The sequence below is a fragment of the Streptococcus ovuberis genome, assembly GCF_012396585.1.
Lineage (GTDB): Bacteria > Bacillota > Bacilli > Lactobacillales > Streptococcaceae > Streptococcus > Streptococcus ovuberis.
In genome coordinates, this window is record NZ_JAAXPR010000021.1 from 25,541 (window position 1) to 40,913 (window position 15,373).

A 15,373-nucleotide genomic window follows, 5' to 3' on the forward strand; every position below is an offset into this window, starting at 1 on the left:
ACTTACTCTTTCCTATCTAGTTGTCGTATAATCTTTCTAAGGGATCGCGCTCGAATCGCAGGCGCATCCTCACCTAGAACGTCATCTGTATTAACCGCTAAGATTAAATTACCTTCTCTCTCCGTCATCAACCCTTGCTCATAAAGCATTTGTACAATATCCGCAAACACTTGTTGGCTCAATTGTTCCCCAAGACTTAATCTAAGCCCCTCTAAGCGATGATGATGATCTGAAAAATCAATCTTATCAATCCTTATGTAGCCTCCACCACCACGCTTACTTTCTACAATATATCCTCGGCTCTGAGTAAAACGCGTTTTAATGACATAATTAATCTGGCTCGGTACCACCTGAAAAGAAGCTGCGATCTCACTACGTTTAAGTTCAACAAACCCAGCCTTAGCTAACAGACCTTTAATGTAAACCTCGATACTGTCCGTCGTATTTTTCGGCTCCATAGGTTACCTCCTCTGACTATCTTTGACTATTATTATATCGAAAACACAGCTGTTTGAAAAGGAAAAAGACATACGATCTAAAGGGAAGCCTCCTCATGTCATGCTCAGGTACCTTAATCTCCTCACATCCGAAATGCCCTCCTCTCAAGAGAAGAGTCTCGACTTATTACCAACTGCTACCCCAAAAGGTTTCCTAGCGAGTGATTGCTAAACACATAGCCGCCAAAACACCTGCCATGGTTTCAAGCAGCATATGAACAGCTAGGCACACTTTGATTGATAGCCCGTTAAATAACGACCAAGCGCCTAATGACTAGCCTAAACGCATCTCGTCCATTTATCTAAGCATTAGAAGCTGGCAAAGACCAAGCCTATTATCTCCGAGACGCTTTAATAGCTCGTTCAGCAATTTTTTGAATTTTGATTGTGGAATTATTCTGGTAAATAACCCCATTGATCAATTCTCCGTGAGCAAAAAGGGTTGGTAAAAGGCCAAAGCGTGGCGAGATGACCTGAGCGGTTTCAGCTAGAACGCTGAGTCCTCCCTGCTCATCTATTTGAATCAATCGGTGATTGAGTAGATTCTTCAATAAAACTGTGGCCTTATCTTGATTCTCTAGAGTCAGATGGTAGCCGGTAGCATTAACGACCTGCCTTACATGATAGGATTTTCCGTCTTCAACCGTTATCGCAAACCCATCCTCTATCGCCACCACATTCGTCACCTGATCCAAGAGCTGCAAACGCCCACTCCGACCAGCCTCTAGGATTGTCCTAGCAGAGACTTCAGGCATAGGATTACGCAGATTAATGATCTTTTTTTCATAACGAACTTGGTAGTTTTTTTGATCGGATCTGGTCATTAAAGGCCATAAGTCCGTCAACCAATCCGCCACACGTGATGCCAATTGTTGCAATTGATAAAGCTGTTCAGGATAATTTTTAGCCAAATTTATCCCACTTATACCTGGGGCTAAATACGTTCCACAGACGCTTGCCCAATCTTCGAAACCAAGCGCCTGCAGCTCCGCTTCAAAAAGTGCCTCAAAATCACTGAATGAAAAATACTCTTTTTGGCATAATTCCTTAAACTTAGCATCTGTCATAACCTCCCAATGAAGAGGCTTATCAGCCAAGATGCGGACCGTTGGAAAGGCATTCGACCGAGAAAAAGCCAATACCGTTGTCTCAGGCTGGCTCAGTAGACATTTCAACACATCCACTGCTGCAAGACCAGTACCTATAAGCCCAACCTCCCTAGCTTCCGATCGAGCCTGTCCAAGATTCTTAAGAGGATAGGGATCACCTATGTAGTTGGAGTATCCTTCCAGTCGGTAAGGATCAATGGGTGGCAAATCGCCACAGGCCAAGTGAATCTCATCAAATATGACACCATAAACTTGCCCATCAACTGTCACTTGCCATCGCTGTGTCTTTGGCAGGTAGGTCAGACCATCCACTCGTCTTAGGACAAGGTCTACCCCTAGCTGGTCGATCAATGCTCGCCCTCTTTCAGACATGTATCGCCCGTAGAGAGCACGACTGACATAGTCCCGATCTGTTGCGTAGCCATTCTCTTTTAGCCAAGCCAAAAAATCAGTCATTTCCCGATAATCAAAGGAAATATCATCAATAGGTGAATTAATCAGAGCCAAATCCACATCCTCTTGAAAGGGAATCCCACGGCCGAAATGTAACTGATCCTCAAAGCAGACAATGGTCAGTTTTTCTTGTTCCACTCTCTCTAATCTAGATAAGGCCAGCAAAACACCAAACCCACTAACCCCCATTCCAATAATCCCAATTGTTCTTCTCATTACCGTATCCCCCTCAAGTTATCTTATCATAATCTACCTTATCTGTCCGCAAAAGAATAGGCTCATTTTCTGCCTCCGTCATGTTTTAGTGACTCTTGACTATTGGTCTAACCTCTGTCTCTAACAAAGAAAAAGAACCTGACTCCTAGTTTATTGGGAATCAGGTCCTCTTTCAAATGCTTTTATTATTTATGGTAACAATGATTCTAGAGCTATTATTTACCAAGAGCAGCAGCCATTGTTGCAGCTACTTCCGCTTCAAAATCATTTGAGCTTTTTTCGATACCATCACCCACTTCAAAACGTTTGAAGTCAACTACTTTAGCACCTACGCTATCAAGGTAAGCTTCAACAGTCTTGCTGTCATCCATGATGTAAACTTGAGCAAGAAGGGTGTAGGCTTGGTCAACTTGGGTGTTGTCAAGCAAGAAACGATCTAATTTACCAGGCAAAATTTTGCCCCAGATTTGTTCTGGTTTGCCTTCTGCTGCCAATTCAGCCTTGATGTCTTCCTCTGCTTGAGCTAAAACATCCTCTGTCAACTGCGCTTTTGAACCATACTTCAAGAGTGGAAGAGCTGGTTTATCAACCATAGCACGGCTTTCATTGTCTTGTTCGATCTTGTGGTTCAATTGAGCCAATTCATCCTTAACGAATTGTGGATCCAATTCAGTGTAAGACAAAACAGTTGGTTTCATAGCAGCGATATGCATAGATACTTGCTTAGCAAGCGCTTCGTCGCCACCTTCGATTACTGAGATAACACCGATACGACCACCATTATGTTGGTAAGCACCGAAGACTTGGTCATCCGTCTTTTCAATCAAAGCAAAACGACGGAAGGAAATCTTTTCACCAATAGTTGCGGTTGCTGATACAAAAGCCGCTTCCAAAGATTCACCAGAGGCAGTTGTCAAAGCAAGAGCTTCTGCATCAGTCGCCGGACGGCCTTTAGCAATCACTTCTGCCGCTTCTTTAACCAAGCTAACGAATTGATCGTTTTTAGCTACAAAGTCTGTTTCAGAGTTGACTTCAACAACAGCTGCGAAGTTGCCATCAACATAAACACCTGTCAAGCCTTCTGCGGCAACGCGATCAGCTTTCTTAGCTGCCTTAGCCATCCCTTTTTCACGCAACAGCTCAATCGCCTTGTCGATGTCACCATCAGTTTCAACCAAGGCTTTTTTCGCGTCCATAACGCCAGCACCTGATTTTTCACGCAATTCTTTTACCAAAGCTGCAGTAATTTCTGCCATTATTAGTCCTCCATTTTATAAAAAGGAGAGGGCTGGGCCCGCCCCTTACGTTTTTTTACAATATAAATTATGCGTTGTCGCCTTCAACCACTTCAACGATTTCTTCGATAGACTCTGCTTCACCAGCTGATTCAGCCAATTCTGCTTCTACCGCTACAACGCTATCTTCACCTTGACGACCTTCGATAATAGCATCAGCCATCTTAGCAGTGATTAATTTCACCGCACGGATCGCGTCATCGTTAGATGGAATGATCACATCGATATCGTCTGGATCAGTGTTGGTATCAACCATAGCAACTACTGGGATACCCAATTTCTTAGCTTCTTTAACAGCGATTTGCTCTTTGTGTGGGTCAACCACGTACATCACATCTGGAATACGAGGCATATCTTCGATACCACCCAAGAATTTTTCAAGACGAGCCAATTGCTTATTCAACAAAGCAACTTCTTTCTTAGGCAATACTTCAAAAGTACCGTTTGCTTCCATTTCTTTAATCTCTTTGAAACGACGGATACGTTTTTGGATCGTGTCCCAGTTAGTCAGGGTTCCACCCAACCAACGGTGGTTGATGTAGTATTGACCAGCGCGCTCAGCTTCTTCTTTGATCGCTTCAGAAGCTTGTTTCTTAGTCCCTACGAACAACACAATCGCATCGTTAGCTGCTGCATCGCGCACAAAGTCGTAAGCTTGGTCAGCCAATTTTACGGTTTGTTGAAGATCAATCACGTGGATGCCGTTACGCTCTGTGAAGATGTACTTAGCCATCTTAGGGTTCCAGCGACGCGTTTGGTGACCAAAATGTACACCAGCCTCAAGTAATTGTTTCATTGAAATAACTGCCATGAGTATTTCTCCTTTTTGTTTTTTCTACCTCTCCAAGATTTCAACTCGCAATACCACCACACGGGCAACAGCACCACGATTCATCTCAGATGAGTATTTGTTGCTTTTCACAACTTATTGAGTATATCAAAAAAAGCTATCTTTTGCAAGGGATTTTATCTTTAAAATACGTCGCACACATGAAGAAAATGCATGCAAGCATTTTCTAGCTACATGCATTTTTCAAAAAAATCTTGAAAACATTCCGATAATCTGTACCATTCTGCTCATCCCACAGAAACTACACCCCAACTTTCATCTAAAAAGTGGAGTACTTATCTAAGAAATCACTTTCTGAAATCGTCTTTTCTTCATGCATTTCCCCTGGGCACTGTAATCATAATTTTTATTGACAAAGCAATAATTTTTAGGGATAATAAAAATATATAAGTAAGCGCTTTCTTTCTATTTAAAAAGTTCTTGCTAAATATTTATGATTCGTGATGATGTTGTCTATTACAGTTGGTTTTATAAATATTTGCGATTTGAAACAAGGTGATTCATTTGAAATTATTGTTCAATCAAATGAAGATTCAAAAGGGCTAGATCTAGGTAAAGCTCATTAAAAACTATAATTTTCTACTCATTAGGTATGTCGCATTTAAAATTATGAAAACTAAATGAGGTTTAAGGTTAAATCCAAATTATTTTATAAATTGAGAGGAGGAGTTATGTGAAACGAAATAAGCCTAGAGCTTTTATTATTATTCTGTTCTTATTTGCGACTTTTTTAAATCTATATCTCATTTTTGGTAAGGATAAACCCATATATTACTTGGTTGAGATTTTCTATATCTTTTTGTTATTAGTAGGCATTTATCGGACATCTAAAAAAAGGAGAAAATACTGAAAAAAGTTACTTATCTTCTAACTGCTATATTATTTATATTAAGCACACTGAGTTTTCCAGTCCAGACGTTATAGGCTAATACAATTAGTTACTCTGATAATAATGTTCAATTCTTATCTGATGCTGAAGAGGGGTTACAAATTACCATAGAAGAGAAATCGACAGGCTTATCGAACGTGATACATTATGATAATTCTTCCAAGACATCAGGTGTGATATATGACAATTTTGGAGGGGGACATAATTTCTTAGTTGATTCTTCGGGAGTTTGGATCGATGGTTTATTAATCATTGAAAGGATATCTGTTACTTCAAATGAAGAGGAAGTACATTCAGTTGAGTATGCAATGCCTTTTGCAGAAAGATGGACAAAATTTAACGTTTTTAGAACTAGACAGTCTTACTACGATGCAATCGCCGGAATTGGCCTTAGTGCTATATTAGCCTTGATTCCAGGGTGGCAAGGAGCGCCTATTGGCTTTGTAGCGGGTGCTGCACACACACTATATACAACTTTCGGTAAAACAGAGTTATACTTAGAAATCGTTCAATATCACAATTCAAACTATACGTTAATTAAGGAAGTTATAAACGCATATCATAACTCAGACTATACTGGGTTAGTTAGCACTACAAGCCACACTTTCAGACCATTTAGTTAAAATCTATAATTAAGTTTACGAATTTGGGGGTCTTTGCCAGCTGTAATGGGTTAACGAAAACGTCGCACATATGAAGAAAATGCATGTAACCTTTTTCTAGCTACATGCATTTTCTTTTCATGCGTTTGGCATGACTTTAAAAGAAGGAAAAGTAGAGTTCCCTCTACCTTTGCCCCTAATCTTGAGTTGTGTTTTGCGTGCTAACTTCTTCTTTCCAATTGTTGAAATCATCCTCATCTTCTTGGTTGTCACGCACAACTTTTGCCACAGTAAAAGACGATGAAATCAATCCAATGGAAGCCATGAGGTAGTAGCCCTTAACCATCAATGGCTCCTTCAGAGTGTACAAGCCAATCAACATCATGCCTACGAAAAGCAAGAATGACGACCAAGCCATCATGGTAAATGCTGGGGTGTTACGATAAAATTTGCGTTTAACTTTGTTCATCAGAATTCCCTCCTAAAACTTATTGGTTCTGAATATATTCATTATAGCATAATTTCTATCCTTGTAAACAATCACCTATCCCTCTAATGTGACATCCCTAAACATTAGTCCAGTCTATTAGCGCTATAATTTTGAGCTGATTACTTGTTTTTGAAATTAGCTTTCAGAAAACATCTCTCTCAAATAAAACGATTTCTCTTCTTCCACGGATTCCTCACAATTTTTCTTGACAAGAGGCCCTTTTTACGGTAGAATGTTATCTGTTACGGCGGTATAGCCAAGTGGTAAGGCACGGCTCTGCAAAAGCTTGATCGTCGGTTCAAATCCGTCTACCGCCTTAAAGATAAGAATCTTTCTTGCTTTTACAACGCGAAAAGCCCCCAAAATGGGGGTTTTTGATTTTTTATCAGGTTAACGTTAAAAATAATTTGAGGTGGTACCCGACTAAAACATCATACTCAGAATTTTTCTCTCGAAAACTAACTTTAGCTTGAATGAAGCGCTATTTTCTGCTATACTGGGTAAAATTTCGGGAGGTGCCTCTATGCAAAAACTTCAAACAGGTAATCACATCCGCATTGTCAGCCCATCTAGTTCTATTGAGCGCTTGGGTGGTTTTGAGGCTAATCTGTCTGCCAAGGAAGCCCTGGAAAAACTGGGTTTTATAGTATCCTTCTCCAGCAATTACTTTGAGAATGACATGTTTTACTCGGCCAGCATTGCTAGCCGGGTGGCTGACTTGCACGAGGCCTTTGCAGACAAGTCTGTCGATGCCATCCTGACCACCATCGGTGGCTTCAACTGCAACGAGCTCTTGCCCTATCTGGACTATGACCTGATTGCCCAGAATCCCAAGATCTTCTGCGGTTATTCAGACACAACAGCTCTGCTTAATGCTATTTATGCCAAAACTGGGATCGTGACCTATATGGGGCCGAGCTACTCCAGCTTTAAAATGGTGGAAGGACAAACCTATCAAACACAGTCTTGGTTAAGAGCCGTTACTCAAAACAGCTATGATCTTGTGCCTAGTCCAGAATGGTCTAGCGATGCTTGGTATGATCCAAACCTACCACGGACTTTTTTTCCAACCCAATGGAAAGTTTATAACCACGGTCAAGCAGAAGGTATCGCGATCGGTGGTAACATTTCTACCCTTAACCTGCTAACAGGAACAGAGTTTGCGCCTAAGCCAGATCAATATGTCTTGTTTTTGGAAGAGTGCGAAGGCGACCCCTATATGATTATAGGCCGTCATCTGACTGCTCTCCTGCAAGCCTATCCAAATCCCCAGGCGATTTTGTTAGGGCGTTTCCCAAAGGAAACCGAGATGACACAGGAGCTCTTGTTGGCTATGCTAGACAAGCATCCTGTACTTAAGACTATCCCAGTCCTCTATGACCTCGACTTCGCCCATACCCAACCTCTCTTTACCCTAACCATTGGTGGAAAATGCAGGATTGATACCCGCACCCTGTCCATCCACCTGACAGAAGAAACCTAAAAAAGGGGCAGTCTGATAAAACGTCAGGCGACCCCTTTTTTATAATAATCTGAGCAGCTTTTATAGCTCTGCGATTTGACTCATATTCACTTCTGCAACCGTATCATTGCCAAACATGGAAATAATCATCTTAACCTTGTTGTTGTCAATTTCGGAAACCTTACCTTCGTAGCCAGAAAAAGCTCCATCAATGATCCGCACTGTGTCTCCCACACGGACATCAATAGCAAATTCTTGAACGCTTTGTCCCATAGAAGCCAAAATCGCACGAATCTCTTCTTCCAAAAGTGGTGTTGGTTTGGAACGGTTCCCGTGAGAGCCAACAAACCCTGTAACGTTCGGCGTGTTACGCACCACAAACCAAGCCTCATCGGTCATGACCATCTCAACTAGCACATAACCAGGGAAGCGATTTTCTTCGACTTCCTTCATCTGTCCTTTTTTCTCAACCTGAACGGTTTGGGTTGGGATTTCCACGCGTAAGATATTTTCCAGCATATTATAGGTTTGTGCCCGCTGCAAAAGGTTTTCCTTAACCTTATTCTCATAGCCTGAGTAGGTTTGCAAAACAAACCAGCCCTTATCAAAACTATCCATCTGATTTTTCCTTTCAAAAAAGAGCCTAATGGCTCCTTTATTTGTATCTATTATATCATAAAACTAAAGCTTGCCAACATTTTTAGAATAAATTTATCAAGCTCAGAACACCACGCGAAATGAATAGGTCGTAGAGGTAGATAACTGCCACGAAAAAGGCGGTGTACTCTAAAACCGATAAAAAATCTGACCAACGTTGTTGGTTATCTGGCCAAGTCGTATCGGCCAAGATTTGAAGGGTATCACTAATGAATTTCATATCTTCTCCTATCTCGTTTCCTTGTGGGAAGTATAACCACCACAATGTTTACAAAATTTATTAACTTCTAGACGTACAGGCTTGGGGTTACTGCTGAGTTTGATGGAATAATTTCTCGAACCACAGGTTGTACAGGCTAGACTTCCTTTTTTTAATGCCATTTCAAGCCTCCATATCTTTGCCATTATAGCATTTAAAAGCCGATTTGACAAGTTATTGGAACAAACTCACAACGGTTTCCCAAAGATTTTGAGCTTTTTCAGGAATGTTGGCGTCTTCAATAGCCTGCTTAGCCTGTTCCATCAGGTTTTGGGCATGGTCTCGAATGGTCTCTAAGATTTGACCAGCTGTGTCTTCTTGTCCCGCACTGTTTACTGGAGCTATTCCGTTTTCTGCATAGGTATTTTCTGCTGTGAAGCTCGTTCCTGCCGTATAAGGGAGAATACTATTAGCAACCGTTTGGAAAATGGCTGATGCTTGATTCGAGGAAGATCCTTCGAGATAGTGGCTCTCATCTGTTTTTGAAAAACCTAGCCAAGAGCTGATCACAATATCTGGTGTATAACCGATAACCCACTGATCACTGGCGACATTAGGGTCAAAACTGGTCTCTGTCGTTCCAGTCTTACCAGCCATGATATAGTTATAGGGAGCTGCATAAACTCCAGTACCATTTGAGAAGGTTCCTAACATCATGCTGGTCATTTTTTGGGCAACACTGCTGTCCATGACCTTTGTCTTGGTTGATTGGTGGTTTTTTAAAACCTTGCCATTAGCTGTCTCAATGCGAACAATTAAGTGAGCGTCTTGCATGACTCCTTGATTGGCAAAAGCAGAATATGCCTGAGCCATCTCAAGGGGATTGGTGACAACACCGCTCCCTAAAGCGACACCCAAAACTTCCGGGACATTGTCCATTTTGAGGCCAAACTTCTTACCGTAACTAAAGGCCTTATCAATTCCTAATTGGTTAAGAGCGGCCACTGCTGGAAGATTGAGCGACTGAGCCAGTGCCTGATACATGGGAGCCGTTCCTGTTTCAGTTCGGGAGCCAGCATAGTTATCCAAGCTATAATCACCATAGGTAGTTGTTGTATTATCCAGCTCTTTTTCCGTTGACCAACCTGCAGCAATAGCTGGTGTGTAGACCACTAAAGGCTTGATGGTAGAACCTGGACTGCGTTCGGACTGGGTTGCGTAGTTGAAGCTTCGGTAAACAAAGTTTTCACTGGAATTAACTCGACCCACCAAAGCTCTCACCGCACCTGTCTTTGGATCTAGCGCTACCGAAGCTGACTGAGCCATTTCTCCATCACTGTAAGCCACTGGAAAAAGACTATCTTCGTTATAAACAGCTTGCATGTTAGCCTGATAATTCTGGTCAAGGGCGGTGTAGATTCGATAACCACTATTAACGATATCGCTCTCTTTGAGCCCGTAGCGGGAAATGGCCTCGTTGATCACCGCGTCAAAATAAGATGGGTAAACATACTTGCTGCTACGGCCAGTATAGGCATCCTGTAATTGGCTAGACATATCAACGGCAGTGGATTCGTCGGCTGTTGCTTGATCAATATAGCCAGCGTCAACCATGACCTGGATGACCGTGTCCCGGCGGTTGATGGCATTCTGGAGGGAATAATAAGGGTTATAAATCTCAGGCCCCTTGAGCATACCGGCCAAGGTCGCTGCCTGTGACAGGCTTAATTGGCTAGCCGATATCCCAAAGTATTTGAGACTAGCGTCCTCCACTCCCCACACTCCGCTACCAAAGTAGGCGTTGTTGAGATACATGGCAAGAATTTCATCCTTGCTGTATTTTTTGGTTAATTCTAAGGCTAAAAAGAATTCCTTGGCCTTACGAGTCACCGTCTGTTCCTGAGTCAGATAAGCATTCTTAGCCAACTGCTGGGTGATGGTCGAGCCACCACCAGACTTACCAAAGGTCAGAAGGGCCAGAGCAAAGCGGGAGAAATTGATTCCCGAATTCTGGTAGAAGGTCCTGTCCTCCGTCGCAATTACAGCCTGCTCCATATAATCAGAAATGGCATCCAGTTCAACATAGGTCCCTTTCTGACCAGAAAGACTCCCTGCTTCCACCGAGTCCTTGTCATAGATAATGGTTGTCGCTTGAAGGGCTGCCTGAAGATCCTCGACATTGGCTGTCTTAGCTAGGAAGAAAAGCCACCCTCCCAACGTAACCCCAATGGTTGCCATCACGATCACTAAAATTTTGGTTAGGTGGTAACGCCGCCAAAATCTCCTGAAAGGGGATTGGCCTTTTTTATTGGCAGATTGCCCCTTTGTTCCAGCTCTACTCAGACGAGATGGCCCTGCTTGATCAGGGGAACCATCCTGCTCTAAGCGAGCTTCAGCCACTTCCTGATTTTCAACCTCTTCCTCCATAAAATATTTCTGTAAAACGTGGTCAAATTTCTTCTTTTCTGTCATGGAAACTCTCTCACCAGAAGAACTTATCTGGTGATCTCCTTTCTTGAAAACTGATTCTATTATACTACAAGCTCAAATTTTCGTCTCTCCCGAACCCTTTTAAGGTCTTCTCACCATAATTTATGGTAGAATAGGAGAGAAATTCGAAAGAAAGAGGACCTGATATGTCAGACCTGTTTGATATTACCATTATTGGTGGAGGACCAGTCGGTCTTTTTGCTGCTTTCTATGCTCACTTACGACAGGCCAAGGTCAAAATCATCGATTCCTTGCCCCAGCTCGGAGGACAGCCTGCCATTCTTTATCCTGAAAAAACTATCTTAGATGTGGCAGGTTTCACCCAAGTAACCGGAGAGAGCTTAACCCTACGTCTCCTAGAGCAACTGGATGCCTTTGACACGACCATTTGCCTCAATGAGACCGTTCTGGAAATCGAAAAATCAGAGAGTCACTTTACCCTAACCACCAATAAGGACAAGCACTTAACCAAGACAGTGCTCATCGCTATGGGAGGCGGAGCCTTTAAACCACGGCCGTTAGAAATTGAAGGAGCGGATGCCTTTGACAACATCCATTACCACGTTTCACAAATCAACCAGTATCAAGACAAGGAAATAGTTGTACTTGGTGGCGGAGATTCTGCGGTCGATTGGTCCCTGGCCTTTGAAAAAATTGCCAAACAGGTAACCATCGTCCACCGTAGAGATAATTTTAGAGCGTTGGAGCACAGCGTTGAAGCGTTAAAGACCTCTCAAGTTAATATCAAAACCCCCTACGTCCCAAGTAGCCTTATTGTCCAAGATGGACAGGTGTCCGGTCTTGAAATCACTAAGGTCAAGTCAGATGAAAGCCAGATTATCCCACTAGACCATCTCTTTGTCAATTACGGCTTTAAATCTTCCGTCGGCAACCTCAAAGCTTGGGGACTGGACCTCAACCGGCATAAGATCGTGGTTAACAGCCGACAGGCCACTTCCATCCCAGGCATTTTCGCTGCAGGAGACTGTTGCTACTACGAAGGGAAGATTGATTTGATTGCGACAGGCTTCGGTGAGGCTCCAACAGCTGTCAATAACGCTATCGCCTATATCAATCCGGCAGAAAAGGTTCAACCCAAACACTCAACCAGTCTGCATTAATTCATATCCTAAAGGAGAAACTCATGAAATCTACGGAAGAATTAAAAAACCGTGCTCTCGCCCTTCTTGAAGAGCGTGGCATTTGCCTCAATGACCTCGCCGAGCTAGTGCTCTACCTGCAAAATAAATATATTCCAGATCTAAAAATCGAGGACTGCCTTCCTCATGTCAAGGCAGTCTTGGAAAAACGCGAAGTCCAAAACACCATTATCACTGGTATTGAGATTGACAAGCTCGCTGAAGCCGGCAAACTCTCTCAGCCACTCAACGACATCCTCATGTCTGATGAGGGCCTCTATGGAATTGACGAGATTATGGCCCTGTCCATCGTCAATGTCTATGGTTCTATAGGCTTCACCAACTACGGTTACATCGATAAGGTTAAACCTGGTATCATCAAACAGCTTGACACCAAAAAAGATGGGCAATGCCATACCTTCTTGGACGATATCGCTGGTGCCATTGCGGCTGCCGCTGCTAGCCGTTTAGCACATTCTGACCCAAGCAAGAGCGCCATCACGAACCGTCTTTAAACAGGCTTAACAGCGGTTAAATACCAAAACACATAAAATCGTGCCCTTGGTCACTGATTTCATGTGTTTTTTGTTACTCATTTTTCGTTGAAGGCCATAGGGCATGAGCCCATGCTAAAATAGTGTCACTGCCATCACCTTATCATCCCACTAAAAATTAGGAGAAACCATTTTTTAGCCAGTCATCATAGGTAGGTGATGATAATGCTACGAGCATTGATTGGATCGTTATTTCTCCGCTAAAAATTGTCTTTGCTTGTGCCATCTGAAAAGCACATCCAACTTTGAAGTCCCTTCGCCAGTTAAACTTCTAATGGAAAGTCTTGAAGTAGGGCAAGCCTAAAATCTGCTCTTGACACTACTAGGTCAATACCGCAACTCTGCGTCTCACTATTTCGTGAATGACTAAATTCAGGACCGCAAAGGATAACCAACTTCGCCACCTCAGACTTTTTCGGTAGTTAATCCTATGGCATCATCTTATTCTAATGCGACACAATCCTTTCTTCTTCATCTTCTGCCTTCTTTATGTTACAATAATCGGTATGGACAAAATCATTAAAACAATTTCAGAAAACGGAGCTTTTCGAGCTTTTATCTTAGATAGCACAGAAACTGTCAGAACGGCTCAAGACTTTCATCAGACTCTTAGTTCTTCCACTGTTGCTTTAGGGCGAACCCTCATTGCCAACCAAATTCTGGCCGCCAATGAAAAAGGGCAAACCAAAGTCACGGTCAAAGTGCTTGGCGACAGCTCTTTTGGTGCCATCATCTCTGTTGCCAATACGGATGGCCAAGTCAAAGGTTACGTGCAAAATCGTGGCGTTGATATCAAAAAAACAGCTACTGGAGAAGTGGTTGTCGGTCCTTTTGTCGGGCAAGGGGAATTTCTCGTCATCGTTGACTATGGCACTGGCCAACCCTATACCTCTATGACACCTATCGTTACAGGAGAAATCGGTGAAGATCTGGCCTATTTCTTGACGGATAGTCAACAGACTCCGTCAGCAGTCGGCCTTAATGTTCTCTTAGACGATCAGGACCAAGTAAGCGTCGCAGGTGGGTTTTTAGTACAGGCTCTCCCAGGAGCAACACAAGCCGACATTGAACGCTTTGTAGGGCGTATTGAAGCCATGCCTGCTATCTCTAGTCTTCTGATGACCGAAAAGCCCTTGGAGGCGCTTTTAGAAGCCATCTATGGCTCAGAACCTTACAAGATCCTAGAAGAGAGCCCTCTTGCCTTTCATTGTGACTGTAGTAAAGAACGGTTTAGCACTGCCTTAGCTAGCCTCCCAAAAGAAGAGCTAATCGCCATGAAAGACGAAGACCAAGGGGCTGAAATTATTTGCCAATTTTGCCAGACCCCCTATCACTTTAGTGCTGATGATTTAGAGGAGATTATTCATGAAAAACCTTAACACCCCATTTATGATTGGCGATGTCGAAATTCCAAATCGCACTGTCCTTGCTCCTATGGCAGGCGTCACCAATTCCGCCTTTCGAACCATCGCTAAAGAGCTAGGAGCCGGACTGGTCGTCATGGAAATGGTCTCCGACAAGGGGATCCAATACAACAACGAAAAAACCCTCCACATGCTTCACATTGATGAGAATGAAGCCCCCATGTCCATCCAACTTTTCGGTAGCGATGCAGACTCCCTAGCACGCGCTGCTGTCTTTATTCAAGAAAATACTCGGGCCAATATCCTTGACATTAACATGGGGTGTCCGGTCAATAAAGTGGTCAAAAATGAAGCTGGTGCCAAATGGCTTAAAGACCCTGATAAGATCTACCATATCGTCAAGACCGTCACTTCCCATCTCAGCATTCCTCTCACTGTTAAAATGCGGACAGGTTGGGCAGATAGCTCCTTAGCTGTCGAAAATGCCCTCGCAGCAGAAAGCGCAGGTGTCTCTGCCCTAGCCATGCATGGACGGACGCGAGAACAAATGTATACCGGTCACTGCGACCATGAGACATTAGCTCGCGTTGCCAAAGCTATTACCAAGGTCCCCTTTATCGGCAACGGCGATATCAAGACTGTCCACGACGCTAAATTTATGATCGAAGAACTCGGAACAGATGGGGTCATGATTGGACGCACAGCCATGGCCAATCCTTATATCTTCACCCAGATTAACCATTACTTAGAAACTGGAGAAGTCTTACCCGACCTCTCCTTTGAAGATAAAATGAAAATCGCCTACGAGCATTTGACACGCCTTATCGCTCTTAAAGGAGAATATGTCGCTGTCCGAGAATTTCGTGGCCTAGCTCCCCACTACCTGCGTGGCACTTCTGGGGCAGCTAAACTTCGTGGCAAAATTGCTCGTGCGGAAAGTCTAGCCGAAATTGACAGCATCTTAGCTGAAACAAGAGCGATGCTAAATTTCAAGTCCAAGTTAGGCATTTAGTAAAAATTGTCTAGGAGATAAATAGTTCAAACATTTCTTTGGATAGTTGTTAATCCAATTTTCGATGAAGGCGACCATTCTTGTGGTCGTTTTCT

Annotated in this window: 15 protein-coding genes, 1 tRNA gene and 1 pseudogene; 7 read left to right on the forward strand and 10 right to left on the reverse strand. The window is 43.1% G+C overall.

What is annotated here, in order from left to right:
- Positions 1-2: 2 nt before the first annotated feature.
- The 4 genes from HF992_RS09575 to rpsB form a co-directional block, all read right to left on the reverse strand.
- Positions 3-458, reverse strand: a complete 456-nt coding sequence (locus HF992_RS09575) for a CtsR family transcriptional regulator (protein ID WP_168549813.1) — start codon at positions 456-458, stop codon at positions 3-5.
- A gap of 374 nt (positions 459-832) precedes the next feature.
- Positions 833-2,275, reverse strand: a complete 1,443-nt coding sequence (locus HF992_RS09580) for an FAD/NAD(P)-binding protein (RefSeq protein ID WP_168549814.1) — start codon at positions 2,273-2,275, stop codon at positions 833-835.
- A gap of 215 nt (positions 2,276-2,490) precedes the next feature.
- A complete protein-coding gene (tsf, locus tag HF992_RS09585; RefSeq protein ID WP_168549815.1) occupies positions 2,491-3,531 on the reverse strand; it encodes a translation elongation factor Ts in 1,041 nt (346 codons plus the stop codon).
- 67 nt (positions 3,532-3,598) lie between these two features.
- Positions 3,599-4,381 carry a 30S ribosomal protein S2 gene (gene rpsB / locus HF992_RS09590; protein WP_168549816.1) on the reverse strand — a complete coding sequence of 261 codons (783 nt, stop codon included), beginning with the start codon at positions 4,379-4,381 and terminating at the stop codon, positions 3,599-3,601.
- Between the two features lie 1,065 nt (positions 4,382-5,446).
- On the opposite strand from rpsB, the gene HF992_RS09595 reads away from it, so the two are divergent.
- Positions 5,447-5,932, forward strand: coding sequence for a hypothetical protein (locus HF992_RS09595; RefSeq protein WP_168549817.1), 486 nt, complete (start codon positions 5,447-5,449; stop codon positions 5,930-5,932).
- Between the two features lie 175 nt (positions 5,933-6,107).
- On the opposite strand, the gene HF992_RS09600 is transcribed toward HF992_RS09595, so the two are convergent.
- Positions 6,108-6,380 carry a YiaA/YiaB family inner membrane protein gene (locus tag HF992_RS09600; protein ID WP_168549818.1) on the reverse strand — a complete coding sequence of 91 codons (273 nt, stop codon included), beginning with the start codon at positions 6,378-6,380 and terminating at the stop codon, positions 6,108-6,110.
- Between the two features lie 267 nt (positions 6,381-6,647).
- On the opposite strand from HF992_RS09600, the gene HF992_RS09605 reads away from it, so the two are divergent.
- Positions 6,648-6,718: transfer RNA gene (locus HF992_RS09605), tRNA-Cys, on the forward strand.
- Positions 6,719-6,924: 206 nt separating this feature from the next.
- Complete coding sequence (locus HF992_RS09610) at positions 6,925-7,884, forward strand: S66 family peptidase (RefSeq protein ID WP_168549819.1); 960 nt, start codon at positions 6,925-6,927, stop codon at positions 7,882-7,884.
- A gap of 60 nt (positions 7,885-7,944) precedes the next feature.
- Here HF992_RS09610 and nusG read toward each other — a convergent pair whose 3' ends face one another.
- The 4 genes from nusG to pbp2a form a co-directional block, all read right to left on the reverse strand.
- Entirely contained in the window at positions 7,945-8,481 is a 537-nt protein-coding gene (nusG, locus tag HF992_RS09615) for a transcription termination/antitermination protein NusG (protein WP_168549820.1), read from the reverse strand.
- 82 nt (positions 8,482-8,563) lie between these two features.
- Positions 8,564-8,740 carry a preprotein translocase subunit SecE gene (gene secE, locus HF992_RS09620; RefSeq protein WP_168549821.1) on the reverse strand — a complete coding sequence of 59 codons (177 nt, stop codon included), beginning with the start codon at positions 8,738-8,740 and terminating at the stop codon, positions 8,564-8,566.
- A gap of 8 nt (positions 8,741-8,748) precedes the next feature.
- A complete protein-coding gene (rpmG, locus tag HF992_RS09625) occupies positions 8,749-8,901 on the reverse strand; it encodes a 50S ribosomal protein L33 (protein ID WP_168549822.1) in 153 nt (50 codons plus the stop codon).
- Between the two features lie 52 nt (positions 8,902-8,953).
- On the reverse strand, positions 8,954-11,191 hold the full coding sequence (gene pbp2a / locus HF992_RS09630; protein WP_246201286.1) for a penicillin-binding protein PBP2A: 2,238 nt from the start codon (positions 11,189-11,191) through the stop codon (positions 8,954-8,956).
- 164 nt (positions 11,192-11,355) lie between these two features.
- On the opposite strand from pbp2a, the gene HF992_RS09635 reads away from it, so the two are divergent.
- From HF992_RS09635 to dusB, 4 genes are all read left to right on the forward strand, one after another.
- Positions 11,356-12,330 carry an NAD(P)/FAD-dependent oxidoreductase gene (locus HF992_RS09635; RefSeq protein ID WP_168549823.1) on the forward strand — a complete coding sequence of 325 codons (975 nt, stop codon included), beginning with the start codon at positions 11,356-11,358 and terminating at the stop codon, positions 12,328-12,330.
- Positions 12,331-12,353: 23 nt separating this feature from the next.
- Entirely contained in the window at positions 12,354-12,863 is a 510-nt protein-coding gene (locus tag HF992_RS09640) for a phosphatidylglycerophosphatase A family protein (RefSeq protein WP_168549824.1), read from the forward strand.
- A 545-nt stretch (positions 12,864-13,408) separates the two neighbouring features.
- The gene (gene hslO / locus HF992_RS09645; RefSeq protein WP_281346979.1) at positions 13,409-14,281 is read left to right on the forward strand and encodes an Hsp33 family molecular chaperone HslO; all 873 of its coding nucleotides are present in this window, start codon (positions 13,409-13,411) and stop codon (positions 14,279-14,281) included.
- On the forward strand, positions 14,268-15,278 hold the full coding sequence (gene dusB, locus HF992_RS09650) for a tRNA dihydrouridine synthase DusB (RefSeq protein ID WP_168549826.1): 1,011 nt from the start codon (positions 14,268-14,270) through the stop codon (positions 15,276-15,278). Before hslO ends, dusB begins: the two co-directional genes overlap by 14 nt.
- On the opposite strand, the pseudogene HF992_RS09655 reads toward dusB, so the two are convergent.
- Positions 15,267-15,373 (reverse strand): annotated as a pseudogene (locus HF992_RS09655) (IS30 family transposase); the annotation flags it as partial. The gene dusB and the pseudogene HF992_RS09655 overlap by 12 nt on opposite strands.

Coding starts and splice junctions, on each gene's coding strand:
- HF992_RS09575 (WP_168549813.1), bottom strand. CDS start 458: ATGGAGCCGAAAAATACGACGGACAGTATCGAGGTTTACATTAAAGGT.
- HF992_RS09580 (WP_168549814.1), bottom strand. CDS start 2,275: ATGAGAAGAACAATTGGGATTATTGGAATGGGGGTTAGTGGGTTTGGT.
- tsf (WP_168549815.1), bottom strand. CDS start 3,531: ATGGCAGAAATTACTGCAGCTTTGGTAAAAGAATTGCGTGAAAAATCA.
- rpsB (WP_168549816.1), bottom strand. CDS start 4,381: ATGGCAGTTATTTCAATGAAACAATTACTTGAGGCTGGTGTACATTTT.
- HF992_RS09600 (WP_168549818.1), bottom strand. CDS start 6,380: ATGAACAAAGTTAAACGCAAATTTTATCGTAACACCCCAGCATTTACC.
- HF992_RS09610 (WP_168549819.1), top strand. CDS start 6,925: ATGCAAAAACTTCAAACAGGTAATCACATCCGCATTGTCAGCCCATCT.
- nusG (WP_168549820.1), bottom strand. CDS start 8,481: ATGGATAGTTTTGATAAGGGCTGGTTTGTTTTGCAAACCTACTCAGGC.
- secE (WP_168549821.1), bottom strand. CDS start 8,740: ATGAAATTCATTAGTGATACCCTTCAAATCTTGGCCGATACGACTTGG.
- rpmG (WP_168549822.1), bottom strand. CDS start 8,901: ATGGCATTAAAAAAAGGAAGTCTAGCCTGTACAACCTGTGGTTCGAGA.
- pbp2a (WP_246201286.1), bottom strand. CDS start 11,191: ATGACAGAAAAGAAGAAATTTGACCACGTTTTACAGAAATATTTTATG.
- HF992_RS09635 (WP_168549823.1), top strand. CDS start 11,356: ATGTCAGACCTGTTTGATATTACCATTATTGGTGGAGGACCAGTCGGT.
- HF992_RS09640 (WP_168549824.1), top strand. CDS start 12,354: ATGAAATCTACGGAAGAATTAAAAAACCGTGCTCTCGCCCTTCTTGAA.
- hslO (WP_281346979.1), top strand. CDS start 13,409: ATGGACAAAATCATTAAAACAATTTCAGAAAACGGAGCTTTTCGAGCT.
- dusB (WP_168549826.1), top strand. CDS start 14,268: ATGAAAAACCTTAACACCCCATTTATGATTGGCGATGTCGAAATTCCA.